The organism is Devosia naphthalenivorans (assembly GCF_003056355.1).
Lineage (GTDB): Bacteria > Pseudomonadota > Alphaproteobacteria > Rhizobiales > Devosiaceae > Devosia > Devosia naphthalenivorans.
This window is the reverse complement of record NZ_PYVW01000004.1, coordinates 114,970-141,193: the sequence shown is the minus strand read 5'-3', so window position 1 is coordinate 141,193 and position 26,224 is coordinate 114,970. Positions and strand designations below refer to the sequence as shown.

Sequence of the window (26,224 nt, the reverse complement as noted above, 5' to 3'; positions counted from 1 at the left end):
ATTCCCAAGGAGAAAATAGCATGAAAACGGCACTCATTTTGGCCGCCGGTGCCATCACCACGTTAGCGATGTGCGCCCCAGCCTTCGCCCATATCGTACTGCAGACGAAGGAAGCCCAGGTTGGCGCTGCCTATCGTGCCGTGCTTGTCGTGGGCCATGGATGCGGCGAGGACGCCACCACCGGCGTTCGTGTCCAGGTTCCCGAAGGGCTGTACAACGTCAAGCCCATGCCCAAGGATGGCTGGACCATCGAGACTGTGACAGGGCCCTATGATACGCCCTTCGAAAATCACGGCACTCAGCTGACCGAAGGCGTAAAGGAAATTTCCTGGACCGGGGGCAACCTTCCCAACGACTTCTTCGACGAGTTCACCTTCCGCGGCACCCTTGGCGGTCAGCTCGAAGAAGGAAGCACGTTGTTTTTCCCGGTCATCCAGACTTGCGGCTCCAAGGAGGACGCCTGGATCGATCAGTCGGGGGATCATGACGCGGAATTCCCGGCGCCCGCGATAACTCTCACCCCTGCGGCGGGGCATGCTCATTGAGCGCAGTTGCAATGGGCGCGGGGGAGAACCTCCGCGTCCTTTCTCCCGGACGGCTCGTTGCTACCACTCTACTGGCTGCGGTCGTCGCGCTGGTTATCTGCCTTGCCATTTGCCAAACGGCGCATGCGCACGCAACGCTGACCGGAACAGTGCCAGCCGATGGCGCGGTGCTCCAAGCTCCGCCTGACGCTGTTATTCTCTCGTTCAACGAGGCGGCCACTCCTATCGTCGCGTCTCTGGTGCTTCCGGGAGGCAATATCTCCGAACTCCAGCAGTTCTCTACCTCTGGAGCCACCATCTCCATCGCCTTGCCCGACGATCTGGCGAATGGGAGCTACGCGCTCAGCTGGAGAGCCGTCTCGGAAGACGGGCACCCCATTTCCGGAACCACCTTCTTTGTGGTCGGTGCACCCAGTCAGGGAGCTGCTCCCGAAATCGGGGCAAGCCAAACCGGCGTTGCAGAATCTTTGTGGATTGCGCGCCTCCTGCTCTTTATTGGCCTCTTCTTTGGCGTCGGCGGAGCGGTCTTTCGGCTGCTGGCGGACGAAATCCCGTCCAAGGCAGCGTCGGCTTCGCACTGGACAATGCTTGCCGGCTTCGCCGCTGCACCGGCCATCTTGTGCCTTCAGGGGCTGGACCTGTCCGGGGCAGGGCTGTCTGCTGCGCTGGACGCCCGCACCTGGTCGCTTGGGCTGAACAGTCCATATGGCGCTACGGTGCTGTTGGCAGTTTTTTCTCTGGTCTGCGGATTGGCGGCGCTGCACGTCAGGAAAAATTGGCAGGCTAGCCTGGCGGGTGGGCTGGCTCTCCTGGGGATCGGGTTTTCCATAAGCGCCAGCGGGCACGCCAGTGCCGCCGATCCTCAATGGGTTACCAGGAGTGCGCTTTTTGTTCACGTGACGACGATCGCCTGGTGGGTCGGAGCGTTATTCCCCCTGGTTCTGCTGCTCAGGCAAGACCGCCGTACCGCCGCTCCACCACTGATCCGGTTTTCCCGCGCCATTCCGTTCGCCATTGTGCCGCTTGTTGCTTCGGGGGTGATCCTGGCTATCGTGCAACTGGGACCTCCAGGCCCCGCCTGGTGGTCGGCATACGGGCAGATCCTGGCGGCCAAGCTGTCTCTGCTGGTTGTCCTGTTCGGCATTGCTAGCTGGAACCGTTGGGTACTCACCGCTCCCGCAGCAACCGGAGAAGTGCGTGCGCTCCAGCATATGCGGCGAGGCATCTTTGCCGAAATCGTCATCATTCTGGCCGTTCTGGGCTTGGTGTCAGCCTGGCGGTTCACGCCCCCGCCACGAGCCTTGGCGGTTGACGCGCCAAGTGCAACGGAAATCATGCTCACCGATGGAACCCTGCACGCAATGCTGACGCTATTGCCCGCTCGCGTGGGCAGCGTCGACGTCGCCATATCGATCCGCACCGGGGAAGGTGAGCTCGTCACTCCCAAATCCGTCAAACTGTCGCTTGAGCCAGGTGCCGGGCAGATCGCGCCTCTCACTCAGATGGCCGAGCCGCTCGAAGATGGGAACTGGCACATTGAGGACATCACCATTCCGCTTGCCGGCTCCTGGCTGACGCAATTGGAGGTCCGGGTCAGCGATTTTCAGTTGGTAAAGCTGAACGGCGAGATCGATATCGCTCCATAAGGCGTTCACCCGGAGCGGCCATTTTTCAGTAATTTGCGCCGCGACAAAGTGCGCCACCCGAACCCTCGATACAGATGCAATCGTCCGGGTTGCACGGCCTCAGCCCGGCAGACTGTTTCACGGCCGGGAGAAGACCTATGGCAGAACAAGCTGCTGACCTCCCCTTCATCGATGTGCGCACCATTCCGCCGCGCGAGCGGCACCCCAGAATTTTCGCAATGGTTGATGCGCTCGCTGCGGGAGAGAGCTTCCTTATCATCAATGACCACGACCCACGTCCGCTGCACTATCAACTGCAGGCAGAATATCCTGCACAGTTCACCTGGACTTATCTGGAGGCCGGGCCGGAGGTATGGCGCGTTCAGTTGGGGCGCGAGGTTGCGGCTTGATAAGGTGAGGCCGGCGTGATGCCGGCCCCCGTTCCGGAGCATTGATCGATGCAGATGGCCAGCATATCGCGTTGGACGCTGAGCTATTTCAGCTGTGCGCTGGTGGCTTTGGTCGCGGCGCTCAGCTTGATGGCACTGGGCTTCGGCTACCCTTTTGAGGCTCTTGCGGCTCCGCAGACTCTTGTTGTGGTGCATCTGCTCGCCATCGGTTGGTTGACTCTGCTGATGATGGGGGCGTTGCTGCAGTTCCTGCCGGTGCTGGTCGGGCATGAGCTTTGGGGGAGCAGGCTGGCGCCGGTTGCGCTGGTGCTGGTGCTCGCCGGACTGGCCCTGCTGTTGTCGGGGTTCGCCGCGATTGACGGCTGGCCCGGTTTGCCCTCCGCACTGCTGCCCATCGGCGGGTTGGTGCTCCTTGCCGGGTTTTGCGTTGCCGCTGCGGTGCTGATGGTCACGCTGCTGCGCGCCGAGACATTGCCGCTGCCGGCCGCGTTCGTCGGCGTCGGGGTGATCAGCATCCTTGTCACGGCGGTGGTCGGCGAAACGCTGGCCGCGGCCCTTTCGGGGATGATCGGCGGTGAGTTCTCGCTGGCCCTGATGACCCACGGCGTTTCTTTGCATGCCGGGTTTGGCCTGGGCGGCTGGCTGAGCTTTGCCGCCATGGGCGTCAGCTACAGGCTGGTGTCGATGTTCCTGGTCGCGCCCGAGCGCAAGGGAAACTGGCCCAAGGCGGTGTTCTGGCTCGGTGGCATGGCGCTGGCTGCATTGTTAATGGCACTCGGAGTGCTGCTGGCGACCAACGCTCCTTGGCCCGCGGGACTTGCTGCAGCCGGCGCGGCGGCCCTTGCCTGCATAGGCGCCTATCTCGCAGACATGGTGGGATTGTACCGGACGCGGCGGAGGCGCGCGCTCGAACTGCACACCGCCGCAGCAATCGGCGCTTTCGCCATGCTGATCTTGGGAGCAATGCTGCTCACGATTGGAGCATGCACCGCGCAAGAAGGCAGCATAACCGCAGCAGTCTTCGTGCTTGCCCTGGGTTGGCTAAGCGGCTTGGGCCTGGCAATGCTCTACAAGATCATACCTTTCCTCACCTGGCTCGAATGCTTCGCTCCCCTGATGGGACGGATGGCCATACCACGCGTCCAGGATCTGGTCTGCGAAGACCGTGCCGCACTCTTTTTCTGGATGTACTTTGCCGCTGTGGCTGTGGGCGGGACCGCGCTGTTTTTCGAGCTTTCCCCGCTCTTTCGAATGGCCACCACGGTACAACTGCTCGCCACCCTGCTGTTGATCGGCGAGTTTTTCAGGGCTCGCAGACTGGCGGACTTGCCGCTTCAGTGGTGCGACCATCCAAGGCCGCGCTTGTTTCTGCCGGCCCGAACAACAAGGAGACACACATGACTACGGCCCTCGAACTCGATGTCCGCCCGATCCTTCGCGACGGCGGGGAACCGTTCGGCGCCATCATGGGGGCGCTGAAAAGCCTTGCGCCCGGGCAAAGCCTCCGGCTGATCGCCACTTTTCGGCCGGAGCCGCTGTTCAAGGTGATGGCGTCGAAGGGTTTCGGCTACGAGGCCACGCCGCTGGATGGCGGCGACTGGCAGGTGATCTTCACGCCCCAGAATGCGGCTGCGCAGAGCACGCCTTCATCGCCCAGCGATCCGGAAACCTGGCCCGACCCTATCCATTACCTCGACTGCAGTGAGATGGAGCCGCCCGAACCCATGGTGCAAATCCTTACCCGGCTCGAAGCAATGGAAGAAGGCCAGGTCTTGTTCTCCCTCCTGGGGCGCGAGCCAGTGTTCCTGTTTCCGGAGTTGCAGGCACGAGGACACGCCTGGGTCGGGGATTTCGACGCAGAGGGGGAGGCTTATCGTTTGATGGTTCGTGCTGGTCAAAAGCCATGAACTCCGCACGCCAAACAGGTATAGAAGCAGATGTCCGCCTGGCCTTGCGTCAGGTGATCGACCCTGAACTGGGGCACAACATCGTTGACCTTGGCATGGTCTATGACATCGCGGTGGACGGGGCAGGCGGGGCGACGGTATTGATGACGACCACGGCCAGGTTTTGTCCTGCCAGCGCCTTCCTCCGGGAGGCGGTAAGCGCCTGCGCTGCGGCGGTTCCCGGCGTTAGTGCAGTGGTCGTGGAACTCACCTATGACCCTGCATGGACCCCCGAGCGGATGGCTCCCGAGATCGCCCGGCAGTTCTAGGGGAGGGCCGCGCCATGGTTCCTGCCGGAATTACGATCTGACAAATCGCAATAGTTTCCAGCTGCCCGACAGTTCGGCCTGATGCCCGATTTATAGCCCATGACGAACTGCCGCCTCTGTCCGAGATCGTCTGGCGACCTCAATGACCATGCCTCAGGCGTGGGCCATCCGCGGCAAAGAGCCCCTAGCAATTATCAACAGAGTCGGTAACGTATCCGAGAGCAATTCATTCGCCTCTTTGATCTGGATCAAAGAACCGATCATCCAGAATGCTACCCGATCTTGGTTAGGCGCACTTGATCGGCCAGGGTACCAGAGCAGAAAATAGGGAGTCAGGGCTAATGGCAGGAAGCCTTACGGGAGAGGAACGGCGGACGTGTCTCCTCATTCTGGGTGTGCTGGCGCTTTGCGCGTTGGGCATCGCAGTCCCTGGACGATGGGATCCGATAGGCGTTCATGGACTTATGGTTGTGCTGCTGTGTGCCGGAGCAGCGGGGTACCTCCTGCTGCGCCTGAATGTGCCGGAGCCCTCACCCGAAGAGCTTAGCGGCTACTATGACGCCCCCATCAAAGTGGGTGTGGGCCTTACGATGGCCTGGGCGATTTTCGGCATGTTCGTTGGGGTGTGGGTAGCCGCCCAACTCGCCTGGCCGGATTTGACGTTCCACCAGGCCTGGTCGAGCTTCGGGCGGCTGCGGCCGGCACACACCACTGGTGTGATCTTCGGTTTTGGCGGCAATGCACTAATTACCACCTCGTACCACGTGGTCCAACGGACTTCGCGTGCGCCATTGGCCGATAGGGTGAGCCCCTGGTTCGTTCTTTTCGGCTTCAATCTGTTCTGCTTGTTGGCGGTCACCGGCTATGCGATGGGCCTGACCCAATCGAAGGAATACGCCGAACCCGAATGGTATGCGGACATCTGGCTGGTGATCGTCTGGGTGACCTATTTCGTGCTCTTCCTGCGCACCCTGGCGCGGCGCAAGGAGCCCCACATCTATGTGGCTAACTGGTACTATCTGGCCTTCATCGTCGTGGTCGCAATCCTTCACATTGTGAACAATCTGGCGGTGCCGATAACGCTGGCCAGTGCCAAGAGCTATACGGTCTGGCCTGGCGTGCAGGATGCAATGGTGCAGTGGTGGTATGGCCATAACGCGGTCGCCTTCTTCCTGACCGCGGGCTTCCTCGCGATGATGTACTACTATCTTCCCAAGCGCGCTGATCGCCCGATCTTCTCGTACCGTTTGTCGATCCTGAGTTTCTGGGGCATCACGTTCTTCTACATGTGGGCCGGCTCGCACCATCTGCACTATACGGCTCTGCCCCATTGGGTGCAGACCCTGGGCATGTCCTTCTCGGTGATGCTGCTGGTTCCCTCGTGGGCTTCAGCCGGCAACGCGCTGATGACCATGCGCGGCGCCTGGCACAAGCTGCGGGATGACGCGACCTTGCGGTTCATGGTGGTGGCGGCGGTGTTCTATGGCCTCTCCACTTTCGAAGGCTCTTTCATGGCTATCCGAGCCGTCAATTCACTGTCCCACTATACGGATTGGACCGTGGGGCATGTGCATGCCGGAGCGCTTGGCTGGGTCGCGCTGATAACCTTCGGGTCGCTCTACACCCTGGTGCCCAGCGTCTGGAAGCGGCAGTCGATGTACTCCAACGCACTTGTGGAGCTCCATTTCTGGCTCGCCCTGTCTGGGACGCTTATCTACATCTTCGCGATGTGGAACTCCGGCGTCATACAGGGGCTCATGTGGCGCACCTACACGGAGAACAACGCCCTTGCCTATTCCTTCGTGGATAGCCTGGTTGCGATGTACCCCTACTATATCGCCAGAACTGTTGGCGGGTTCCTGTTCCTGCTTGGCGCGATCGTGGGCTCCATCAACATCTGGCTGACGGTCAGGCGCTCGCCCGCCTCACAAGCAGCGCCGGGCGTTTATGACCGCCCACATGACCTGGACCCGACACCGAACGCGGCGGAGTAAATATGCCTGAGTTCTTTCACCGCAAGATTGAACGCACCGCAATCGGCTTCGTCGTGGCGATCATCGCCGCGGCGAGTGTCGGCGGCATCGTTGAGATCGCACCTCTCTTCACTATCGATGAGACGGTCGAGAACGTTGCCGATATGCGGCTCTATACGCCGCTCGAACTGGCAGGGCGGAACGTCTACATCCAGGAGGGGTGCTATGCGTGCCACTCCCAGATGATCCGTACCCTTGCCGACGAGGTGGACCGCTACGGGCCATTCTCGCTGGCCGTCGAGTCGCAATATGATCATCCAATGCTCTGGGGCTCCAAGCGAACCGGACCCGATCTGGCTCGCATTGGTGGCAAGTATTCCGACGTCTGGCATGCGGCACACCTCAACAACCCTCGGGACGTGGTGCCTCAATCGAACATGCCAGCTTATTCTTGGCTAGCCAGAACGCCCCTGGAGGTTGACAATCTGGGGCACCATCTTGCCGCTCAACGGGCGGTGGGCGTGCCTTACACGGACGAGATGATTGCGAACGCGGCCAGGGATGCCCTGGGTCAGGCCACCCCAGACAGCGACGCAGCCTTCAGCATTCTGGACCGTTATGGCGAGGAGACGCAGGTCAGCGCTTTCGATGGCGTGGCGACCAGCGTTACGCAGCTCGATGCCCTGATCGCCTATTTGCAGGTGCTGGGGCAGATGACCGACGCGGCCTATCTCGACACAGCGGCATCTGAACTGCCTCCAGACGCCGAAGATCGTGATGTCACTCAGGCGGAGGAGGAAAGGAATTGAACTTCGAACACGAAACGCTGGTCGCCTTCTCCAAGAGCTGGGGCCTGTTTTATCTCATTGGGATGGCCATTGTGGTGGTCGTTTACACATTCTGGCCCGGCAATAAGAAGAAGTTCGATCACGCCAAACGAGCCGTGCTTCGGAAAGAAGACCGTCCATGAGCAAGACAGAGGTTGATCCGGCCACCGGCGAACAAACAACGGGCCATGAGTGGAACGGCATAAAGGAGCTGGATAATCCGGTTCCACGCGGCGTGCTGATATTCGTGGTCGTGACCCATGTGTTCGCAATCCTGTGGTGGTTTCTCATGCCGGCGTTTCCCTTGGGGTGGACCTATACCAGGGGGCTGCTGGGCATTGATCAACGGGCCACGGTCGAGCAAGCAATTTCAGCCAACCAGGCCGAACGTGCCAGTTGGACGAGTGCCATAGAGACATCATCCTTCGACCAGATTCAGGCCGATGAATCGCTTATGGCGGTGGTCAAGGACACCGGGCCGCAGCTTTTCGGCGATAATTGCGGCGCGTGCCATGGCTTCGATGCGAGCGGGCGCAGCAATTATCCGGACCTGACCGATGGTGACTGGCTCTGGGGAGACGGCAGTGCCGAGGCTGTAGCCGAGACTATGCGCGTCGGCATCAACACGTCACACCCGGAATCCCGGTTCGCGCAAATGCCGGCGTTCGGACGCGACGGCATGCTCGCCAGCGCGGATGTCCGGACTGTTGCCCGCTATGTCTATTCCCTTTCCCACCCCGAGTTCTCGACCGAGGAAAACCTCGAGAGCATTGCTCAGGGCGAGTCTCTCTTCGCCGAGAACTGTTCCGGTTGCCATGGCGCGGCGGCGCTGGGCGATGCCGAAACCGGTACTCCGAACCTCACGGACGCCTATTGGCTGTACGGTGGCGAGCTAGACCAGATCATTGAGAGCGTTCACGGGGGCAGGGCGGGACACATGCCGACCTGGGACGAGCGCCTCACTCCAGTCGAGCGCAAGGTCCTGGCATTGTATGTCCACTCACTGGGCGGAACAACGCCATGACATCACAGACCGGGACCTCTCCGCGAGGTGCGAAAAGAGGCAAGCTGATTGCGGTAATATTGGCTTTGGCCGCGGTGTTCCTGCTGCTCGCTGCCAATGCGCACTTTCTGTACGTCGCGCTGATGTCCCAGCCTGAGTGCATAGCGCATGTCAAGCCGGGCGTGAATGTTTCGGGTCAGTTCAGTGCCGCCAAATCGGCCTGTTAGCGGCGAAGCGAGGAGACGAAAATGTCGGACTATGGTCTGCTGAGCCAGGTGTCGGGAATCGAGAAGACTCGAGATACCGGGATGGAGAGGCACTACCCGCCGACGGTTGTCTTTTCCTGGCTTCGGGCAGGGTGGCGTGATCTCTTCACCCAACCTGCATCGAGCTTTGCGTATGGCATCCTGGTGTTCGCAGTGTCAGCCATTGTGGTATATTCGATGTTCGCGTTCTCCTGGGACTTCGTGCTGTTTCCCGCGCTCTCAGGGTTCCTGATCGTTGCCCCGGTTCTTGCTGTCGGCCTCTACGAAAAGAGCCGCGCCCTTGAAGCCGGCGAAAGAACCAGCCTCGATTCCATGCTTCTGACGCGAGCAAAGTCTGGAGCGCAGGTGATCTTTGCCGGATTGCTGCTGATGCTCCTGGCCATGGTCTGGATGAGAGCCGCCGTGCTGCTTTACGCATTGTTCTTCGGCTACAGGGCATTCCCCGGCTTCGATCATATGTTGGCGCTGCTGCTCAGCACCTATGAGGGCTGGGGCCTGCTGGTGACCGGAACCCTGGTCGGAGGGCTTTTCGCCGCTCTGGGGTTCGCCATCAGCGCCTTCTCCATTCCCATGCTCCTGGCCGAGCGTACCGACGCGTTTACGGCCATGGGGCTGAGCATGAAGCTGGTTTGGAACAACCTGACGGTGATGATCACCTGGGGCGCTGTCGTGCTACTGCTTCTGGCGGTGTCGATGCTCACGGGATTGGTGGGATTGATCCTGGTGTTCCCGCTCCTGGGTCACGCCACCTGGCATGCCTACAAGGCAATCTGGGTGAATGAACCCGCCGAACAACGATAGACAAGCCCCAAAATGACCGACGCGGCGATGGATCAGACAACGCTATCCGGCACCGGCTCAGAGTTGCTTCTCGCGAGCCAGCCGCTGAAGGACGGCCTCATGCGCACCGAATTATCGGTGCCTGATGTGCATTGCGGCGCCTGCATCCGAAGAGTGGAAAAGGCCATCGTCGCCCTCGATGGGGTCCAGGACGTGCGGGTCAATCTCTCAACCCGGCGCGTGACGGTAAACTGGAGAGGCGGGGACAATCCTCCTCCGCTCAAGAATACGCTGGACCGCTTGGGATATTCTGCCAGCTATTTCGACGAGCCCCGTGAAGACAAGGATAAGGAACTTGGGCGCCTGATCCGGGCGTTGGCCGTGGCAGGCTTTGCCGCAAGCAACATCATGATGCTCTCGGCCTCAGTGTGGTCCGGGGCCGAGGGAGACGCCAAGCTCCTGTTTCACTGGCTCTCAGGCCTGCTTGCGCTGCCGACGCTTGCCTATTCGGGGCGTATCTTCTTTGTCTCTGCCCTCAATGCGCTGCGGCATGGGCGTACAAACATGGACGTGCCGATTTCATTGGGCGTCACATTGGCGTTTTGCCTCAGCGTTTACGAAACCGTCACAGGGGGCCATCACGCGTATTTCGATGCCTCCGTTACCTTGCTGTTCTTCCTGCTGATCGGCCGTACCCTGGATCACGTTATGCGGGAGCGGGCCCGAACCGCTGTTCGCAATCTCGCCAGGCTGGAGGCCCGCGGTGCTACCAGGATACGCTCCGATGGCGGTACGGAGTACGTACCGGTTGCGAGCATCGCCGTAGGAGACACATTGATCGTCTCGGCGGGTGGGCGCTTTCCGGTGGATGGCGTAGTGGTGGCGGGAAATTCCGAGGTCGACTCTTCCATGGTGACTGGGGAGAGCGATCCGCAGGAGATCGCACCAGGGGCCGTAATCAAGGCCGGCACGCTCAACCTGGCTGAGTCGGTGACCCTGAAGGCTAACGCGGCGGCCGCAGACTCATTCCTTGCGGAGATGGTGCGGTTGATGGAGGCGGCGGAGGGTGGCCGTGCCCGCTATCGTCGGATCGCCGACCGGGCCGCGCAGCTCTATTCGCCCGTCGTGCACCTGACGGCGGCAGCAACCCTGCTCGGCTGGATACTCATCACCGGTGATTGGCATGCCTCCATCAGCACCGCCATAGCGGTCCTGATCATCACCTGTCCCTGTGCCCTAGGCCTGGCGGTGCCCATGGTCCAGATCGTTGCGGCCCGCCGTCTGTTCGAGAGCGGCGTGATGGTGAAGGACGGCGCGGGGCTGGAGCGGCTAACGGGAATTGACACGGTTGTTCTGGACAAGACGGGCACGGTCACCGTCGGGGTTCCGCAACTCAGCAATGCCGACGAGATAGCGGCCGAGCACCTGGCTTTGGCGGCCGCCATGGCTGCCCACTCCAGCCACCCCATCTCCAGATCCCTGGCGGGCCTTGCCCCTTCGTTCTCGGCAGCGCCGTTCGCCCGTGTATCCGAGGTCAGCGGCTTCGGACTCGAGGCAGAGGCCGAAGGCAGCGTCTATCGGCTGGGCCGGTCAAGTTGGGCAATGGAGGCACGCACGGGCGAACAGGCGGTCCGCGGCACGGTGCTGACGTGCGACGGCACTGTGTTGGCAGAGTTCAGGTTCGAGGACCGGCTTCGGCCCGACGCCCGCGCAGCCATCGACACGTTGAAGGATCGCGGGCTCACAGTGCTGATGCTCTCGGGCGACCACGAGGTGGCAGTCGCCCGCGTGGCGCAGGATATCGGGCTGACGGACTACAGGTTCGGCGTTTCCCCCAGGGACAAGGTTGAAGCCATCGAAAAACTGAAGAGCACTGGACATAAGGTGCTGATGGTCGGAGATGGCCTGAACGATGCTCCTGCGCTGTCGGCCGCCACGGTTTCGATTGCGCCCGCCAGTGCCGCCGACATCGGGCGCAATGCTGCCGATTTCGTGTTCATGCGGAACTCGCTGAATGCCGTGCCGTTGACGATGCAGGTAGCTACGGATGCCGGGCGGTTGATCCGCCAGAACCTGGCTTTTGCGGTAGCCTACAACGCTGTCGCCGTACCGATCGCCGTGCTTGGCTATGTTACGCCCCTTGTTGCTGCGGTGGCGATGTCGCTTTCCTCGGTTGCGGTCGTGGCCAATTCCCTTCGTTTGCCAGGAACTGCGTCCAGGGGGAGATTTATTGATCTCACTTCATTCAAGCAGGCCGCATTAAAATGAACAGCATCATTATTCTGATACCAGTGGCTATGGGGTTGGGCGCTGTGGCGCTTGGCGCCTTTCTCTGGTCGCTTCGCAGTGGACAATACGAAGACCTCGATGGCGCAGCCGAACGAATTCTTCTTGATGACAACTAAAGCGGCCCGGGCCGCCCCCTTCCGTCCCGACGTCTCCTGTAGTTCAATGCAGCGCTGCCGGACAATGGTATCCCACGCAGCTGCACTAAAGTTGAGGTGAAAACCGTGTCTGGCAAAACCGATGGCGAGCCCCTTTCCCTTTCATTGGCGACTTACCTGCTCGGAGCGGCGGTGATCATTCCGAGCATGATTGCCATGGCTTTTAGCCTAATCGCGGTCGCGTTCATCTTCCTTTAGGCAGATTGCCCGCCCCATAGGCACAAGGCTGTCGCCGCTAGCGGTCACACCGAGCAAGTATTCATGTCTTTCCTGCTGTCCGGCCCCATCCTGTTTGTAGACGAAGATGAACTGGTGGTCTGCATCGAGTTGTTTAGCGAGCGCATCCGGCGTGATGTCATTCTCCGGCCCACCCTGGATCGGCTGGTTGGGAATAGGTGGGGAGATGCCGAGGCCCAGGCGTATAGCCTGTTTCACGCCACCCTTTTTTGGGATGCGCTCCCCCAGATCGATCCAAACTGGCTTGCCCGGGCCGCGCGGCTGTTGAAGTCCGATGAAGTGGACAAACTGTCGGAAACTCTGCTGTTATGCATTTTGGAGACTTTCCCGATCGACAGCGCCGGCGAGTTGTGTGAAATCGCCACTGAACTTGCGAGTACGCTGAAGGCCATCATCGCCACCGATGGGCTGGAACGGCAGCGCCAATTGCTTAGAACCTATGCCCGATTGAACGCTGGAGCGCTCCTAAGCAGCTTCTGATCTCGGACGCAGCATCATTAACGATTGGCCAATCCTCCGCGGCAACAAAGAGAAGTCTGCGGGTTGGACGCCTAGATTGAACCAGTGGTTGCGCCACGCTCACCTGGCATCGTCGGCAGGACGCATCGCCGACCGAAGGTGAGTCAGCCGGGCTGGCCAAGCCGGTCGGAAGCATAGGACGCTCTGGAAGCTGAGGTCGAGCTCATGTGGGTCGAGGTATGATCCTCGCAGCGGTCCTGCATCGCACTTCGAGAGAAACGCCTGTTGCGCCGACAAAGCCGTCATCATCAAAATTACTGCCGGCTTGAGCATATCTACTTCGTTCTGGGCTTCACAGTTCGGATCGTCGGGAGGCGGGATAGCCGTCCCAAGAGTTCGGAGCCAAAGGTAAAGTGCGTTGTTCCGGAATTGTTGTAGATGCAGACCGGCAACCCTGACGTGCTCGTCACTGCACGATAATGCTCGAAAGCCTCGTCCTGCGTCAGCGGTGTATGGCAGACCGGCGCCATCAGGAGCGCATCAGCGCCCGCGGTTTCGGCGTCGCGGGCCAAATCCTGAGCCTGATTGGTGCGCAGTGTTCCGATTCCGACAACAAGCGGCACTTGGCCTTGCAAACATTCAGCTGCAGCCTTCGCGGCGCGACGCCGCTCTTGGCGTGAGAGATAGCATAAATGCCCGTTGAGCCCAGAAGACCAACTGAATCTACTTTCGCCTTCGATAGCCTCTCACCAACCGCGCAAGTGTCTCTGTGTCAACGCATCCATCGCCGTCCGCTGGTGTAACGCGAAAAACCGATAGTCCATGAAATGGATGCGACTGATCGGTGGGCATTGTCGAGAAAACTCCCGATTCCGGAAACGAGGATCACAGCGCATGGCACGGCCATCCGCTTCTGTCGCCACTTGGTCATAAGCGGATGGAGAGAAAAAACCACGCCTGGGGCCTGCAGTGTCGTCAGGGAGAGTCGTCTGCCCCTACCGCCCCACCTTCGGATTCCAGCCGCGTGATCTGACGCACGTCCATGCGCGAGAATTTTAGCCGCACGCCGGCACCCATGCCATTGCTCTCATCGAGGATCACCGCGCCGAAATGGTCGAGCGCCTTGCCAACGGCTGCAAGTTCCCTTTCCTCCGTCACCCTGGCACTCCCGCTGGCTTCGAGATGTTGCAGCTCCGTCTGCGTCAGCCCCGCCACCGCAGCGAAATCTGCTTGCGGCACACCGACCAGGGCTCGTGCTGCTGCGATCAGCCGACCTGTTATCTTGATTTCGATCACTCCGAACCTCCAATTACATTGCTTGGAATGTAAAAAATGACTTTGAAGAACTGTATATTTAAGAAGTATGAACGATCTATTGTGTATATTTTAACATAGCATCAATATTCTATGTTGGGATATTCCGGTCGCTTTGTCGCATATCTATTGAATAACTGTTTTTAGCCATCACATCGATACTGTAACAATATCAGCATAGAGCAAGGAGATAGGGCATGGGCACCAGAAATTTCAATACACCGGTCACTCTCCGACTGAACCAGGGGCGCGTTGGAAGCTTCCGTGCCGACAATGCTGCCGATGCGCTGGATTACCTAAAGCGGTTCTGGTCGGGCTCTCGGACCAGAGAGTATCGGCGCGCCTATGCGATCTGTCAGAGCGCGCTGGACAATCTGGTTTCGGCGGAGTCTGCACGAGCATATCTCGTCTCCGCTGCAGAACGCGCCGGTGTCCTGTACCGGCGGCGCGACCATTCGCCCGCAACCACCATTGGGGATGTTGCCGAAGCAAGGGCCTCCGCACACCCGTACTGACCATGCCGTGCAGCTTGCAGTTTAACTCGCGCCCTGATCATGGAGCGTCTGGACCGATACGAGCAAAGGAGAATGTTCATGCAGATCAGTCATCCAACCACGCTTACTTCCGACGATCACGCGGTGCTCGAGCGGCTCATGTGCACGCTTTCGGGTAGTCGGGAGTCGAATAGCTACCCTGTTGCGGCGGACACTCGAAACGGCAGTAATCGTGCATCTGGAAGCCGGCACCGACGATCTAGTGACCGGTGATCGCCGGGTGCGATACACCGTCAACGGCGCGATGGAGGCCGAACATCTCCTGACTTGGGACAGGCCCGGTTCGCGAGATGCGTCTGCCATTTCGCTGCAGCAGCCAAGGGGATTGGCGCTCCTGGGGCTGCGCGTGGGCCAAAGCATATCATTCCCCGCTGAAGGCGGCATCGAACCGGCGGGGGTAACCGGCGTATGTACTTGGCAGCGCTGTTAAGGCCGGCGCGTGACGCGTGGCGCGAAATGGGGGATGGGCAGTGACGCGGGCGATCGCAGGGCGATGCTGCCGGCCCCGTCTGTCTCGGTTTGGGCGGGCCGTCCACGATCGGTCATCAGCCTGGTCGGGGAAGAGCATTTCCACGGCAAGGAAGGCGTCGATGATCAGAAGCGAGCCGAAGAAAACCGGTCGATTGATGATGAAGGGTTTTGAACATGCTAGCATTGCGTCGCCGCCTTCGGTGAGTACCCACGATTCAAGTCATCGATAGAGCAGGGGATCCACGCTTCCCTTTTTGCCTACATACAAAACCAAAGCCTCTCCCCATGCGTTTGACTAGCTTCCCTCCTTTGCCCAGAGCTCCGCCATGAACTGGATTGCCGAGCATAGCGACCTGATCAACGTCCTGAGCAATATCGGGATGCTGGTCGTCTGGATAACGTATCTGCAGGTGTTTCTTGCTGGTTACAAGCGGCAGAGAAAGGCCACGATCCTGATCAATCGAGGTGGGGGAAAGGGGTTAGGAGCTCATTGTCTCGTCACCAACATGAGCGCTGGACCGATCTACATCCACACCCTCATTGCCAGGCTAGAAGGCCCCGATGAGACGATTGCCTGTCCGGTTACCGAGCCGGACGATGCCGAAGATTGGCAAGAGCCTTCCGACCTCAAGCTCTGGACACGTCAAGGTCCGCTCGAAAGCGGCAAGGTCCGGGATATGGGCACAATGCAGGCTATATTCGACCACGTTCAATCCAAGCGCATGTCAGCGGACGCTGTTTGGCCAACCAACGATGCAAAGGAATTGGAACTTCAGGTAGTCGCCGTTTATGGATCTGAAGACGTCATGGTTGCAGCGAGGCGTCGCTTCCAAATCATACATGAGCAAGGCGAAAGAGAATTGCGTCCGTTGACTGTTGCTGCGGAGCAGATCAGGTCGCGGCGCGAGCGCAGGCGGATTGTCCAGATGCTTGAGATGCAGCAGACAGAACCACACACCTGAGTTAGTTTCCAGCGCTTGGCGCTTGAGAGTTCCACCACGTGGTCTAAAACGGCTGCAGCATCGACGTGGTTACTGTCGAGCATGTCGTTCGTCCCTTCAAGTGCCGCGACAAGCATGCTGTCCAGTCTTTCCGAGCGGAGAACTGCGCCAGTAGCTGGGCCTGATCGCCGTCGCTCCTGAAGGCGATCATGCCAAGTTTCTGTAAGGGATAGGAGAACTTGGCGCTGGGCCTTTATTCCCACAAGTTGCGTTTCGCGGGCGAGATATCCGATGGCGTGTGCTAGTCCCCGAGGGAGGTGCGCCCAAACCACTGCCCACCGAGCCCGGCGAGGACCGCACCCGAAAGTTTCCAGGGTCACATCCGATCAAGGACGCGCTTGTGAAAACCTGTTCAATCATCCTGTTGAAATGGAAAATACAATTTGTCGGATCTTGCCGCTCTTTTGAGCAACTACCCGCTACTGGCGACCATCGTGGCTCTGGCTGCGCTGGTGCTTGCAGCATTGTTCGCCAATTTCGTGGTGAAGGTCCTGCTGCTCAAGCTGGTGAACCGGTTCATCGGACAGACGGCTTATGGGCGGGATGAGGAGCTTCGCCAGCATGACGTGATCAAGCGCCTGGCCAATATCATGCCGGCGTTCGTGATCGCGAGCGGCATCGTGTTTGTCCCGGGCCTGCCGCCGATATTGCTGTCGGTGGTTAGAAACGTCGCCAATGCATTTATCCTGCTGACGATTGCTCTGGCGATCGGCGAAGCCATGAATATCCTCGACAAGGTTTATAACCGCCGGCCCATCGCGCGGCGCCGGCCTATCAAGGGATATGTGCAGGTCGGCAAGATTGCCGTCTACATCATCGCGGCGGTGCTGATCCTTGCCACCTTGATGGACCAGTCGCCCGTCATTCTGCTGTCGGGGCTCGGCGCCATGGCTGCAGTTCTGATTCTCGTCTTTCAGGATACGCTGCTGGGGCTGGTGGCCGGTGTCCAGATCTCGTCGACCGACATGGTGCGCGTTGGGGATTGGATCGAGGCGCCCGGCCAGCATGCAGATGGCGAGGTGATTGAAATCGCGCTGCACACCGTCAAGGTGCAGAATTGGGACAAGACCATCACTACGGTGCCCATTCGCAAGCTGGTGACCGAACCTTTCCGCAACTGGCGGCCCATGCAGGAATCGGGTGGCCGTCGGATCAAGCGGGCATTGTTGTTGGATCAGAGCACCATTGGCTTTCTGAACGAGCAGGAACTGAGGCGCCTCGCGCGTTTCTATAACCTTGAAAACTATCTAACTGAAAAACAGCTCGAGCTGGCAACGTTCAACAAATCCCTGGGCGACAAAGCGGGCGTTCCCGCCAATACGCGCCGCGCCACCAATCTTGGAACGTTCCGGGCCTATATTCAGAACTATCTTAAAGGCCATCCGGGTGTGCATCAGCGGATGACGTTGATGGTGCGGCAAATGCCGCCTTCCCCCCAGGGACTGCCGCTCGAAATCTATTGCTTCACCAACACCGTCGCCTGGGTCGAGTACGAGGGTATCCAGGCCGATATCTTCGATCACCTCTATGCCATACTGCCAGAATTCGGCCTGCGCGCGTTCCAGGCGCCCGCGGGGGCCGACTTCAGATCGCGATCAGACTCTGGAGCATTTGATGCCGCAGACGAGGTGAAGTTCGCCTGAACTGTAGCGCGGTCGCCTGTCTACAAGGTGGTCACCGATCGGCTTCACGCCAGCGCGGTGACATCCACGGCACCGCGTTATCGCTCGGCAATGGCGGCAGGCCGAGAATGTGGTCCGAGGCCTTCTCGCCCACCATGATGGAGGGGCCATTGAGATTACCATTGGTGATGCGCGGGAAAATCGAGCTGTCGGCGACGCGAAGACCGTCAATGCCGATGACGCGACATTCGGGGTCCACCACCGCCATCGGGTCGTCGGTGCGGCCCATCCGGCATGTTCCGCAGGGGTGAAAGGCACTTTCTGCATGGGCACGGATATGGGCGTCGAGGTCCTCGTCGCTCTGCAGGTCTGCCCCAGGCAGAATTTCCTGCCCCCTATAGGGATCGAAGGCTGCCTGGGCGAAAATTTCGCGCGTGATGCGAATGCATCGCCTGAAATCGGCCCAGTCCTGGGGGTGAGACATGTAGTTGAAGGCAATGCTTGGATCGACACGGGGATCGGCGGAACGCAAGGATACGGCTCCGCGCGATGCGGAACGCATAGGGCCCACATGGGCCTGAAAACCGTGCCCCTCTGCTGCTGCCTTGCCGTCATAGCGAATAGCGATCGGCAGGAAGTGGAACTGGATATCGGGATAGTCCACCCCCGCCCTCGAACGGATGAAGGCGGCGCTCTCGAACTGGTTGGAGGCGCCGAGCCCGCGTTTGAACAACAGCCATTCGGCGCCAGCCAGCGCCTTCCCCCACATATTCCAATGCTTGTAGAGGGTAATCGGCAGTATACTGGCCTGCTGGATATAGAGTTCGAGGTGATCCTGCAGGTTCTGTCCGACACCTGGCCGATCCGCGATGACCTCGATGCCGTGTTCGGCCAGATGCGCACCGGGTCCGATGCCGGACAGCATCAGGATTTTGGGTGAATTGATTGACGACGCGGCGACGATGACCTCGCGGCGCGCGGTGACGGTCTCGATCTGGCCGTGCCGCTCGATCTCGACGCCCGTGGCGCGTCCATTCTCGATGACGATGCGACGGGCAAAGCAGCGCACCAGCTCCAGGTTTGCCCGCTTGAGTGCGGGTTTGAGATAGGCATTTGCCGTCGACCAGCGCCGGCCCTTCCAGACCGTCTGCTCCATGGGGCCAAAACCCTCCTGGCGCTCACCATTGTAGTCGTCGGTTTTGACGAATCCGGCCTGCTCGCCTGCGTTGACGAAAGCCTGGTAAAGGGGATTGCTGCGGGGACCACGGGTGACATGCAACGGACCACTATCGCCGCGCCAGGCCGGATCGCCGCCATGGCCGCCATCATGCCAGTTTTCGAGGCGCTTGAAGTAGGGCAGGACGTCCGCGTAACCCCATCCGTGCGCGCCACTTTCCGCCCAATGGTCGTAGTCGCAGGCATGGCCGCGAACATAGACCATGCCGTTGACTGAGGACGAACCGCCGATGACCTTGCCGCGCGGGCAGACGAGACGGCGGCCACCGAGATGGGGTTCCGGTTCGCTCTTGTAGCCCCAGTCATAGCGGGCCATGTTCATCGGATAGCTCAAGGCTGCCGGCATCTGGATGAACGGCCCGGCGTCGGTGCCGCCATATTCGAGGACGATGACCGAGTAGCGGCCGCTTTCGCTCAGCCGATAGGCCATGGCCGACCCTGCGGAACCCGATCCGATAATGACAAAATCTGCGAGCACGTATCCGTCCTTGTTTGACTGTCGCGCCTAGTAAGGGGCTTCGACGTCGCCCATGGCGACGTAAACGGTTTTGATCTGGGTGTAGTGCTCGATGGCTGCACGCGCGTTTTCGCGCCCGACCCCCGATTGCTTGACGCCACCGAAGGGCATTTCGACGGGCGTCAAATTATAGGTGTTGATCCAGCATGTACCTGCCTCAAGGGCAGCAGCGATCCGGTGGCCGCGCTTGATGTCGCTGGTGAAGACGCCAGCCGCCAGGCCGAACTCCGTGCCGTTGGCACGACCAACCACCTCCGCTTCGTCCTTGAACGAAAGCAAGGAGAGCACCGGCCCGAAAATCTCTTCCCTGGCAATGGTCATGTCGTCCGTCACGCCATCGAAGATCGTGGGCTCGATGAAGAAGCCGCCCGAATGCTGGTCTTGGGGAATACCGCCGCCGATCACGAGCCGCGCGCCCTCGGCGCGTCCTGCTGCAATAAAAGCGAGGACCTTGTCCCGCTGGGCGGACGAGATGAGCGGGCCGACATTGGTCTGCGGGTTCAGCGGGTCGCCGATACGGGCATTGGCCGTTCGCGCCGCCAACCGTTCGAGGAAATCGACGCGAATATCTTCGTGAACGAAGACGCGGGTGCCGTTCGAGCAGATCTGACCGGTCGAGTAGAAATTGGCGTTGATCGCCGCGCTGACCGCATTCTCGATATCGGCGTCCTCGAAAATGATCAGCGGCGACTTGCCCCCCAGTTCCATGGTGACGTGCCGGATGCCATCGGCTGCCGCAGCGTATACCTTGCGACCGGTCGGCACGGAGCCGGTCAACGAAACTTTCGCCACGAGAGGATTTGCGATCAGGCGGGCGCCCACTTCGCCCGCGCCCTGAACGACGTTGAACAGCCCGGCTGGCGCGCCGGCCTCGATCAGTATTTCCGCCAGCTTTAGAGCGCCGAGCGGTGTAAGTTCGGACGGTTTGAACACCATGGCATTGCCGCAGGCCAGGGCAGGGGCCGCCTTCCAGCAGGCGATCTGGGTGGGATAGTTCCAGGCGCCGATGCCCACGCAAACGCCCAGCGGCTCGCGTGTGGTAAAGGCGAAATCCTGTCCCAGGGGTATGGTTTCCCCGGTGATGGAGGCGGCGATGCCTCCGAAGTACTCAAGCGCATCGGCCCCGGAGGTGGCGTCCGCCACCAGGGTTTCCTGGATAGGCTTGCCGGTGTCGAGGGTCTCAAGTTCGGACAGTTCCTGATTGCGCTCGCGCAGGATGTCTGCCGCCCGGCGCAGGACGCGGCCACGCGCCACGGGAGCGAGGGCCGCCCACTCTTTCTGTGCGCGGTTGGCCGATACCAGGGCGCGCTCGATGATGGCCGGTGTCGCGGCATGCAATCGCGCGATGACTTCGCCGGTTGCCGGGTAGATGCACTCGAATGGGGCGCCGGCAGCATCCTCGATATAGGCACCGCCCACAAAATGGCTGGCCGGGGGTTGGGCTGAGTTCATGCTCTAGTCGCCTTTGGGATAGCGTTGTGCGTATTCGAGGGAATTGAGATCCATGTGGTTGCGCATGAAGCGCTCGGACGCCCGCTGCAGGGGCTGGTAATCCCAAGGGAAATAGGCGCCATTGCGCAGCGCCTCGTAAACGAGCAGGCGTCGCGCCTGGCTCTGCCGCACTTCTGCGTCATAGGCTGGCATGTCCCAGAATTGGGCGACCTGCGCTGCAAGACGTGCCGAAACTGCCGCCGCAGCGGGTGCCGCGGCAAGGTTGGTCAGTTCATGGGGATCATTTTCCAGATCGTAGAGCTGAGGCGGATCGAGGTCGCAATGGACATATTTCCAGCGCCCGTCGCGGATGCCGACAAGCGGCGCTTCGGAAGCCTCGGCGGCATATTCGAACCGCACCGGCGTCTGGCGCTGTGCGCCCTGCGCAACCGGAACAAGCGTCTCCCCATCGGTCCAAGCTGCGATATCGGAAAGATCGACACCAGCGAGATCGGCAAGCGTGGGGGTAATGTCCATGGTGCTGACCGGCGTGTCGATGCGGGCGGCCGGCAATCGAGGGTCCGAAATCATCATCGGCACGCGGACCGAACCCTCGAAACCGCTCATCTTGAACCACAAGCCACGCTCGCCCAGCATGTCGCCGTGGTCGGAGGTAAAGACGATGATCGTGTTCTCGTCCTGATCGCTTGCAGCGAGCGTTTCGAGAATATTGCCTATCAGCTCGTCGACATAGGAAATATTGGCGAAATAGGCGCGCCGCGACCGCGCAATCTCGTCCGCCCTGATGGTATAGTCGCGCCAGTTGTTGGCATCGAATATCCGCTTTGAATGCGGGTCGAGTTCGTCATAGGACATCGCCGGAACGTCAGGGGCCAGGTGCTCGCAATCGGCATAGAGGTCCCAATATTTCTTGCGCGCCACGTAGGGGTCGTGTGGATGGGTAAAGCTCACCGTCAGCATCCAGGGGGCCGGATTGGTGCGGCGCCCCAGATCGAAGATCTTGCGGGTGGCGTGGTAGGCCACCTCGTCGTCGTACTCCATCTGGTTGGTAATCTCGGCGGTCCCGGCGCCGGTCACCGATCCCAGATTGTGATACCACCAGTCGATGCGTTCACCGGGCTTCCTGTAGTCGGGGGTCCAGCCAAAATCGGCGGGGTAGATATCGGTGGTCAGCCGCTCCTCGAACCCATGCAATTGGTCCGCTCCCACGAAGTGCATCTTGCCGGAAAGCGCGGTGTGATAGCCGGCGCGCCGGAGGTGATGGGCATAGGTAGGGATGTCCGAAGCGAATTCGGCGGCATTGTCGTAAACCCGTGTGCGCCTCGGCAATTGCCCGGTCATGAAGCTTGCCCGGGCAGGCGCACAGAGCGGCGAGCCGGTGTAGCAATTGGCAAAGCGGGTGGAGCGGGCGGTAAGGGCGCGCAGGTTCGGGGCATGGAGCCAGTCGGCCGGACCGTCCGGAAACAGCGTTCCGTTGAGTTGATCGACCATGAGGACGAGGACGTTAGGCGGATTGGTCAATGCGGTTTTCTCTTTCCAGCCAGAGTTCGAGGTAGTCCTGGACCAGTTGGCGGATGCCCTGCTGATCAGGGACCCGATCCTGCAGGGCGCGGCGGATGTAGAAGCCGTCAATCATCGAAGCCAGTCCCTGCGCGACCTGTTGGGCGGTTGCGGCATCGAAGATCTGGATGAGGTTGAAGACCAGATTGCTGTGCAATCGCCTAGCATACACCTGAAGAAGCCGGCGGGCGGGCGGCGACTGCAATGCGCGCATGTAGAACGCCAGCCAGGCCGCCACGATTTCCCGCTCGAACTGGCTTGAGTCAAAGCTTGCATCGATGATTGCCCTTATGCGGTCTTCGGGCGATTTAGCTGTTTTCAGCCTGGCGCTGACTGCTTGCCGGAAGTTCTCCAGAATATATCTCATCGCCGCGAGAAATATCTTGTCCTTCGATCCAAAGTAATGGTGCGCGAGTGCTGGTGACATGCCTGCGCGCTGGGCAATCTGGCTCACTGTAACGTCCAGTGTTCCCGCTTCGCCGATCTCCGCGATAGTGGCCAGAATTAGCGCTTTTCGGCGAACGATAGGCGTACCTGATTTCGACATATTGGCAGACCGGCCATTAAATGGGTTTACATCCCTTCATAATTTCTTTTTGATTGATCCGTCAATCAACACCTGCTGACCCTTCCGGACCTCCAAGGAGATGACTATGATCAAACACGCCGCAGCTCTGACCAGTGCGCTTGCACTATCCATGGTCTCGAGTGCCGCGTTCGCCCAGTGTGAAGAGATAAGCTTTTCGGACGTTGGCTGGACAGACATCACAACCACGACCGCTGCCACCAAGCATGTGCTCGAGGCGCTCGGTTACAGTGTCGATGTGAAGGTGCTTTCCGTGCCCGTTACGTTCGCCTCGCTCGCCAGAAGCGACATCGACGTGTTCCTCGGCAATTGGATGCCGTCTCAGTCGGCAGCCATCACGCCCTATACCGAGAGCGGCGAGATCGAGGTCGTCGGCCCCAACCTGGCCGGCACCAAATACAATCTTGCCGTGCCGGCCTACACCTACGAAGCCGGCCTCAAGACCTATGAGGACATCGCCAAGTTTTCCGATGAGCTCGACGGCAAGATCTATGGCATCGAGCCCGGAAATGAGGGCAATACCTATATCATCGGGATGATCGATGCCGGCGAACATGGCCTGGGTGATTTCGTCGTCCGCGAAAGTTCCGAGCAGGGGATGCTCGCCGAAGTCCAGCGCGCGGTGGACGATCAGGAGCCTATCGTCTTCCTCGGCTGGGAACCGCATCCGATGAACGCCAATTTCGACATCGCCTACCTGACCGGCGGCGAGGAGTTCTTTGGCGGCGAAGGCGAAGTCTACACCGTTACCCGCCCCGGCCTGGCCGATGAATGCACCAATGTCGGCCAGTTCCTCAAGAATCTCACCTTCACTCTGCCGATGGAAAACGAGGTGATGGGCATGATTCTCGACGAGGGCATGGAAGCCGACGAGGCAACGCTGGCCTGGCTGCAGGATAATCCCGACCTGCCGTTGAGCTGGCTTGAAGGCGTGACCACGCTTGATGGTGGCGATGCCGTGGCCGCCGTCAAGGGCGCGCTCGAACTCTAGAACCCGTGGGCCAGCGGGTAGTCATGCCCGGCTGGCCCACCACAGACTATTGGTTTGGGGGACTGCCATTTGGAGTGGCTGACAGACAATAAAATTCCGGTCGGACAATGGGCACGCTCGTTCTTCGACTGGCTCAAGAACAATTTCTCGGGTTTCTTCGACACATTGGCCGATGGTGCAGAGGCGCTGATCGAGGTGCTGCTCTGGGTGATCCAGACGCCGCATCCGTTCATCATTATCGCAGCATTCGTGGGCCTGACCTGGGTCCTGCAGCGCAATTGGAAGACCTGCCTTCTGGTAGCCGCCGGCTTTCTGTTCATCATCAACCAGGGCTATTGGGAAGAGATGACCGAGAGCATGACGCTTGTCGTCTCGTCATGTCTTGTCTGCATGGCGGTGGGCGTGCCGATCGGCATAGCGGCAGCGCATCGTCCCCGGCTCTACAGGGTCATGCAGCCGGTGCTCGATCTGATGCAGACCCTGCCGACTTTCGTTTATCTCATTCCCGCCATCGTCTTTTTCGGCATCGGCATGGTTCCGGGCCTGATCGCGACGGTGATCTTCGTCCTGCCGGCGCCGGTGCGGCTCACCTATCTTGGCATTTCGTCGACGCCCGATACCTTGCTCGAGGCGGCAGAGGCCTTTGGCGGCACGGGCAACCAGAAATTGCGCAAGGTGGAATTGCCGCATGCCCTGCCGCAGATCATGGCAGGCCTCAACCAGACAATCATGCTGTCCCTCTCCATGGTCGTGGTCGCCGCGCTGGTGGGTGCGGACGGTCTGGGCGTGCCGGTCGTGCGCGCCCTCAATCAGGTCAACACCGCGCTCGGTTTTGAAAGCGGCTTCATCATCGTGGTGGTCGCCATCATTCTTGATCGCATGCTGCGTATTGGACAGAACAAACAATGAGTCACGCAGTTGTATTCGATAAGGTCAGCATCATCTTCGGTGACAATCCGGAGCCCGCCCTGGCCATGATGGACGAGGGGCAAAGCCGTTCCGAAATCCAGCAGAAGACCGGTCAGATCCTGGGGGTGCACGATTGCTCGCTGGAGGTCGAAGAGGGCGAGATACTCGTTTTGATGGGCCTGTCCGGGTCCGGAAAATCGACGCTGTTGCGAGCGGTCAATGGTCTCAATCCCGTGGTGCGGGGCGCTGTCACGGTGACAACCGACGACTGGTCCTGCGATCCTGCGCGTTGCACGCAGGACGAGTTGCTGCGGCTGCGCCGCGAATGCGTCGCCATGGTATTCCAGCAATTCGGGCTGCTGCCGTGGCGCAGTGTGCTCAACAATGTCGCGCTGGGGCTCGAGCTGGGCGGCATGGGCCGGGCCGAACGTGAAGGCAAGGTGCGCGAGGAGCTGGAACTCGTGGGGCTCTCGGACTGGGCCGACAGCAAGGTCAGCGAACTCTCGGGCGGCATGCAGCAGCGCGTGGGGCTTGCCCGCGCCTTTGCCACCAAAGCGCCGATCCTGTTGATGGACGAACCATTTTCGGCCCTGGACCCGCTGATCCGCACCCGCTTGCAGGACGAATTGCTCGATCTGCAGAGCCAGTTGAAGCGGACGATTATCTTTGTCAGCCACGATCTCGACGAAGCGTTCAAGCTCGGCAATCGTATCGCGATCATGGAAGGCGGGCGCATTGTTCAATGCGGGACGCCGCAGGAGATCATGGCCAATCCGGTCGACGATTATGTCGAGAGTTTCGTGAAGCACACGAACCCGCTCAATGTCCTCCAGGCCGGGGATGTCATGTCCAGCGACATCAGCGGGCGCATGGACGCCAATGTCGTGGAGACGGCACCCGTTGCCGATGTAATCGACGCGCTTTCCGGGGGCAGCGCACGGATTCTTGTCGAAAATGATCAGGGCGAGCCGATCGGTTCCATTTCTAATCAGGAGATCGTGGAGGCACTCCAGTCTAAGTCATCCCGAAATTGAAAATTGGTTCTCGCCGTCATCTTCGCGCGCGAAGAATTGGCGCAGGGGGACGTGCAAACCACTGGCGGGGCAACTATCGGTTTAATCTGGGGCTGCCAGCGTGCTCAGGATCTTTAAGAAGACCTACGCTGGGAAAAGCTTGCGACGATGCAGGGACGTTTAGATCCGCGGTTTTCAATCACATCCATTGGTG

General features: G+C 60.1%; 29 protein-coding genes and 1 pseudogene. 24 read left to right on the top strand and 6 right to left on the bottom strand.

Features of this window, described 5'->3' with window-relative positions; genetic code table 11:
* The first annotated feature begins 20 nt into the window (after window positions 1-20).
* The 16 genes from C8264_RS08025 (at window position 21) to C8264_RS07955 (ending at window position 12,805) form a co-directional block, all read left to right on the top strand.
* On the top strand, window positions 21-545 hold the full coding sequence (locus C8264_RS08025) for a YcnI family copper-binding membrane protein (protein ID WP_108460460.1): 525 nt from the start codon (window positions 21-23) through the stop codon (window positions 543-545).
* Entirely contained in the window at window positions 542-2,191 is a 1,650-nt protein-coding gene (locus C8264_RS08020) for a copper resistance CopC/CopD family protein (RefSeq protein WP_162783515.1), read from the top strand. The genes C8264_RS08025 and C8264_RS08020 overlap by 4 nt, the downstream gene beginning before the upstream one ends.
* Before the next feature lie 137 nt (window positions 2,192-2,328).
* Window positions 2,329-2,580 (top strand): DUF2249 domain-containing protein, encoded by a 252-nt coding sequence (locus tag C8264_RS08015; protein ID WP_108460458.1) that lies wholly within the window; start codon window positions 2,329-2,331, stop codon window positions 2,578-2,580.
* Window positions 2,581-2,628: 48 nt separating this feature from the next.
* Complete coding sequence (locus tag C8264_RS08010; RefSeq protein WP_108460457.1) at window positions 2,629-3,981, top strand: hypothetical protein; 1,353 nt, start codon at window positions 2,629-2,631, stop codon at window positions 3,979-3,981.
* Entirely contained in the window at window positions 3,978-4,487 is a 510-nt protein-coding gene (locus C8264_RS08005; RefSeq protein ID WP_108460456.1) for a DUF2249 domain-containing protein, read from the top strand. The genes C8264_RS08010 and C8264_RS08005 overlap by 4 nt, the downstream gene beginning before the upstream one ends.
* On the top strand, window positions 4,484-4,795 hold the full coding sequence (locus C8264_RS08000) for a metal-sulfur cluster assembly factor (RefSeq protein ID WP_108460455.1): 312 nt from the start codon (window positions 4,484-4,486) through the stop codon (window positions 4,793-4,795). Before C8264_RS08005 ends, C8264_RS08000 begins: the two co-directional genes overlap by 4 nt.
* 341 nt (window positions 4,796-5,136) lie before the next feature.
* Window positions 5,137-6,789 carry a cytochrome-c oxidase, cbb3-type subunit I gene (ccoN, locus tag C8264_RS07995; protein WP_108460454.1) on the top strand — a complete coding sequence of 551 codons (1,653 nt, stop codon included), beginning with the start codon at window positions 5,137-5,139 and terminating at the stop codon, window positions 6,787-6,789.
* A gap of 2 nt (window positions 6,790-6,791) precedes the next feature.
* Window positions 6,792-7,577, top strand: a complete 786-nt coding sequence (gene ccoO / locus C8264_RS07990) for a cytochrome-c oxidase, cbb3-type subunit II (RefSeq protein ID WP_108460453.1) — start codon at window positions 6,792-6,794, stop codon at window positions 7,575-7,577.
* Entirely contained in the window at window positions 7,574-7,738 is a 165-nt protein-coding gene (locus tag C8264_RS07985) for a cbb3-type cytochrome c oxidase subunit 3 (protein WP_108460452.1), read from the top strand. The genes ccoO and C8264_RS07985 overlap by 4 nt, the downstream gene beginning before the upstream one ends.
* Complete coding sequence (ccoP, locus tag C8264_RS07980; protein ID WP_108460451.1) at window positions 7,735-8,619, top strand: cytochrome-c oxidase, cbb3-type subunit III; 885 nt, start codon at window positions 7,735-7,737, stop codon at window positions 8,617-8,619. The genes C8264_RS07985 and ccoP overlap by 4 nt, the downstream gene beginning before the upstream one ends.
* Complete coding sequence (locus C8264_RS07975) at window positions 8,616-8,825, top strand: hypothetical protein (protein WP_108460450.1); 210 nt, start codon at window positions 8,616-8,618, stop codon at window positions 8,823-8,825. Before ccoP ends, C8264_RS07975 begins: the two co-directional genes overlap by 4 nt.
* Window positions 8,826-8,846: 21 nt before the next feature.
* Complete coding sequence (locus C8264_RS07970) at window positions 8,847-9,665, top strand: DUF2189 domain-containing protein (protein WP_108460449.1); 819 nt, start codon at window positions 8,847-8,849, stop codon at window positions 9,663-9,665.
* Between the two features lie 12 nt (window positions 9,666-9,677).
* A complete protein-coding gene (locus C8264_RS07965; RefSeq protein ID WP_108460448.1) occupies window positions 9,678-11,912 on the top strand; it encodes a heavy metal translocating P-type ATPase in 2,235 nt (744 codons plus the stop codon).
* On the top strand, window positions 11,909-12,049 hold the full coding sequence (gene ccoS, locus C8264_RS07960; protein ID WP_108460447.1) for a cbb3-type cytochrome oxidase assembly protein CcoS: 141 nt from the start codon (window positions 11,909-11,911) through the stop codon (window positions 12,047-12,049). The genes C8264_RS07965 and ccoS overlap by 4 nt, the downstream gene beginning before the upstream one ends.
* A 105-nt stretch (window positions 12,050-12,154) precedes the next feature.
* Window positions 12,155-12,286: a hypothetical protein gene (locus C8264_RS22705; RefSeq protein ID WP_281261438.1), complete on the top strand. Its 132-nt coding sequence runs from the start codon at window positions 12,155-12,157 to the stop codon at window positions 12,284-12,286.
* 63 nt (window positions 12,287-12,349) lie between these two features.
* Window positions 12,350-12,805, top strand: a complete 456-nt coding sequence (locus C8264_RS07955; protein ID WP_108460446.1) for a hypothetical protein — start codon at window positions 12,350-12,352, stop codon at window positions 12,803-12,805.
* Between the two features lie 329 nt (window positions 12,806-13,134).
* Here the strand turns inward: C8264_RS07955 and C8264_RS07945 are convergent.
* Window positions 13,135-13,636 (bottom strand): annotated as a pseudogene (locus tag C8264_RS07945) (dihydrodipicolinate synthase family protein); the annotation flags it as partial.
* Window positions 13,637-13,759: 123 nt separating this feature from the next.
* Window positions 13,760-14,080, bottom strand: coding sequence for a hypothetical protein (locus tag C8264_RS07940; RefSeq protein ID WP_108460444.1), 321 nt, complete (start codon window positions 14,078-14,080; stop codon window positions 13,760-13,762).
* A 215-nt stretch (window positions 14,081-14,295) separates the two neighbouring features.
* Between C8264_RS07940 and C8264_RS07935 the strand changes: the two genes are divergently transcribed.
* The 5 genes from C8264_RS07935 (at window position 14,296) to C8264_RS07920 (ending at window position 17,767) form a co-directional block, all read left to right on the top strand.
* The gene (locus C8264_RS07935) at window positions 14,296-14,613 is read left to right on the top strand and encodes a DUF982 domain-containing protein (RefSeq protein ID WP_108460443.1); all 318 of its coding nucleotides are present in this window, start codon (window positions 14,296-14,298) and stop codon (window positions 14,611-14,613) included.
* 181 nt (window positions 14,614-14,794) lie between these two features.
* Window positions 14,795-15,082 carry a GreA/GreB family elongation factor gene (locus C8264_RS22085; RefSeq protein ID WP_162783514.1) on the top strand — a complete coding sequence of 96 codons (288 nt, stop codon included), beginning with the start codon at window positions 14,795-14,797 and terminating at the stop codon, window positions 15,080-15,082.
* A 9-nt stretch (window positions 15,083-15,091) separates the two neighbouring features.
* Window positions 15,092-15,295 (top strand): hypothetical protein, encoded by a 204-nt coding sequence (locus tag C8264_RS07930; protein WP_162783513.1) that lies wholly within the window; start codon window positions 15,092-15,094, stop codon window positions 15,293-15,295.
* Window positions 15,296-15,449: 154 nt separating this feature from the next.
* Complete coding sequence (locus C8264_RS07925; protein ID WP_108460441.1) at window positions 15,450-16,085, top strand: hypothetical protein; 636 nt, start codon at window positions 15,450-15,452, stop codon at window positions 16,083-16,085.
* Window positions 16,086-16,507: 422 nt separating this feature from the next.
* Window positions 16,508-17,767 (top strand): mechanosensitive ion channel family protein, encoded by a 1,260-nt coding sequence (locus C8264_RS07920; RefSeq protein ID WP_245892983.1) that lies wholly within the window; start codon window positions 16,508-16,510, stop codon window positions 17,765-17,767.
* A 31-nt stretch (window positions 17,768-17,798) separates the two neighbouring features.
* Here the strand turns inward: C8264_RS07920 and betA are convergent, their stop codons facing one another.
* From betA to betI, 4 genes are all read right to left on the bottom strand, one after another.
* Window positions 17,799-19,412: a choline dehydrogenase gene (gene betA / locus C8264_RS07915; protein WP_245892998.1), complete on the bottom strand. Its 1,614-nt coding sequence runs from the start codon at window positions 19,410-19,412 to the stop codon at window positions 17,799-17,801.
* Window positions 19,413-19,487: 75 nt separating this feature from the next.
* A complete protein-coding gene (gene betB, locus C8264_RS07910) occupies window positions 19,488-20,951 on the bottom strand; it encodes a betaine-aldehyde dehydrogenase (RefSeq protein WP_108460439.1) in 1,464 nt (487 codons plus the stop codon).
* A 3-nt stretch (window positions 20,952-20,954) separates the two neighbouring features.
* On the bottom strand, window positions 20,955-22,442 hold the full coding sequence (betC, locus tag C8264_RS07905) for a choline-sulfatase (protein ID WP_245892997.1): 1,488 nt from the start codon (window positions 22,440-22,442) through the stop codon (window positions 20,955-20,957).
* A 13-nt stretch (window positions 22,443-22,455) separates the two neighbouring features.
* Entirely contained in the window at window positions 22,456-23,058 is a 603-nt protein-coding gene (gene betI, locus C8264_RS07900) for a transcriptional regulator BetI (RefSeq protein WP_108460437.1), read from the bottom strand.
* A 106-nt stretch (window positions 23,059-23,164) separates the two neighbouring features.
* Here betI and choX point away from each other — a divergent pair, with 106 nt between their 5' ends.
* From choX to choV, 3 genes are all read left to right on the top strand, one after another.
* Window positions 23,165-24,088: a choline ABC transporter substrate-binding protein gene (choX, locus tag C8264_RS07895; protein ID WP_108460436.1), complete on the top strand. Its 924-nt coding sequence runs from the start codon at window positions 23,165-23,167 to the stop codon at window positions 24,086-24,088.
* A gap of 69 nt (window positions 24,089-24,157) precedes the next feature.
* Complete coding sequence (gene choW, locus C8264_RS07890; RefSeq protein WP_108460435.1) at window positions 24,158-24,997, top strand: choline ABC transporter permease subunit; 840 nt, start codon at window positions 24,158-24,160, stop codon at window positions 24,995-24,997.
* Window positions 24,994-26,031 (top strand): choline ABC transporter ATP-binding protein, encoded by a 1,038-nt coding sequence (gene choV / locus C8264_RS07885; RefSeq protein WP_108460434.1) that lies wholly within the window; start codon window positions 24,994-24,996, stop codon window positions 26,029-26,031. The genes choW and choV overlap by 4 nt, the downstream gene beginning before the upstream one ends.
* The last annotated feature ends 193 nt before the right edge of the window (window positions 26,032-26,224 follow it).

Coding starts and splice junctions, on each gene's coding strand:
- C8264_RS08025 (WP_108460460.1), top strand. CDS start 21: ATGAAAACGGCACTCATTTTGGCCGCCGGTGCCATCACCACGTTAGCG.
- C8264_RS08015 (WP_108460458.1), top strand. CDS start 2,329: ATGGCAGAACAAGCTGCTGACCTCCCCTTCATCGATGTGCGCACCATT.
- C8264_RS08010 (WP_108460457.1), top strand. CDS start 2,629: ATGCAGATGGCCAGCATATCGCGTTGGACGCTGAGCTATTTCAGCTGT.
- C8264_RS08005 (WP_108460456.1), top strand. CDS start 3,978: ATGACTACGGCCCTCGAACTCGATGTCCGCCCGATCCTTCGCGACGGC.
- C8264_RS08000 (WP_108460455.1), top strand. CDS start 4,484: ATGAACTCCGCACGCCAAACAGGTATAGAAGCAGATGTCCGCCTGGCC.
- ccoN (WP_108460454.1), top strand. CDS start 5,137: ATGGCAGGAAGCCTTACGGGAGAGGAACGGCGGACGTGTCTCCTCATT.
- ccoO (WP_108460453.1), top strand. CDS start 6,792: ATGCCTGAGTTCTTTCACCGCAAGATTGAACGCACCGCAATCGGCTTC.
- ccoP (WP_108460451.1), top strand. CDS start 7,735: ATGAGCAAGACAGAGGTTGATCCGGCCACCGGCGAACAAACAACGGGC.
- C8264_RS07975 (WP_108460450.1), top strand. CDS start 8,616: ATGACATCACAGACCGGGACCTCTCCGCGAGGTGCGAAAAGAGGCAAG.
- C8264_RS07970 (WP_108460449.1), top strand. CDS start 8,847: ATGTCGGACTATGGTCTGCTGAGCCAGGTGTCGGGAATCGAGAAGACT.
- C8264_RS07965 (WP_108460448.1), top strand. CDS start 9,678: ATGACCGACGCGGCGATGGATCAGACAACGCTATCCGGCACCGGCTCA.
- ccoS (WP_108460447.1), top strand. CDS start 11,909: ATGAACAGCATCATTATTCTGATACCAGTGGCTATGGGGTTGGGCGCT.
- C8264_RS07955 (WP_108460446.1), top strand. CDS start 12,350: ATGTCTTTCCTGCTGTCCGGCCCCATCCTGTTTGTAGACGAAGATGAA.
- C8264_RS07935 (WP_108460443.1), top strand. CDS start 14,296: ATGGGCACCAGAAATTTCAATACACCGGTCACTCTCCGACTGAACCAG.
- C8264_RS07925 (WP_108460441.1), top strand. CDS start 15,450: ATGAACTGGATTGCCGAGCATAGCGACCTGATCAACGTCCTGAGCAAT.
- betA (WP_245892998.1), bottom strand. CDS start 19,412: ATGGCCTATCGGCTGAGCGAAAGCGGCCGCTACTCGGTCATCGTCCTC.
- betB (WP_108460439.1), bottom strand. CDS start 20,951: ATGAACTCAGCCCAACCCCCGGCCAGCCATTTTGTGGGCGGTGCCTAT.
- betC (WP_245892997.1), bottom strand. CDS start 22,442: ATGGTCGATCAACTCAACGGAACGCTGTTTCCGGACGGTCCGGCCGAC.
- betI (WP_108460437.1), bottom strand. CDS start 23,058: ATGTCGAAATCAGGTACGCCTATCGTTCGCCGAAAAGCGCTAATTCTG.
- choX (WP_108460436.1), top strand. CDS start 23,165: ATGATCAAACACGCCGCAGCTCTGACCAGTGCGCTTGCACTATCCATG.
- choV (WP_108460434.1), top strand. CDS start 24,994: ATGAGTCACGCAGTTGTATTCGATAAGGTCAGCATCATCTTCGGTGAC.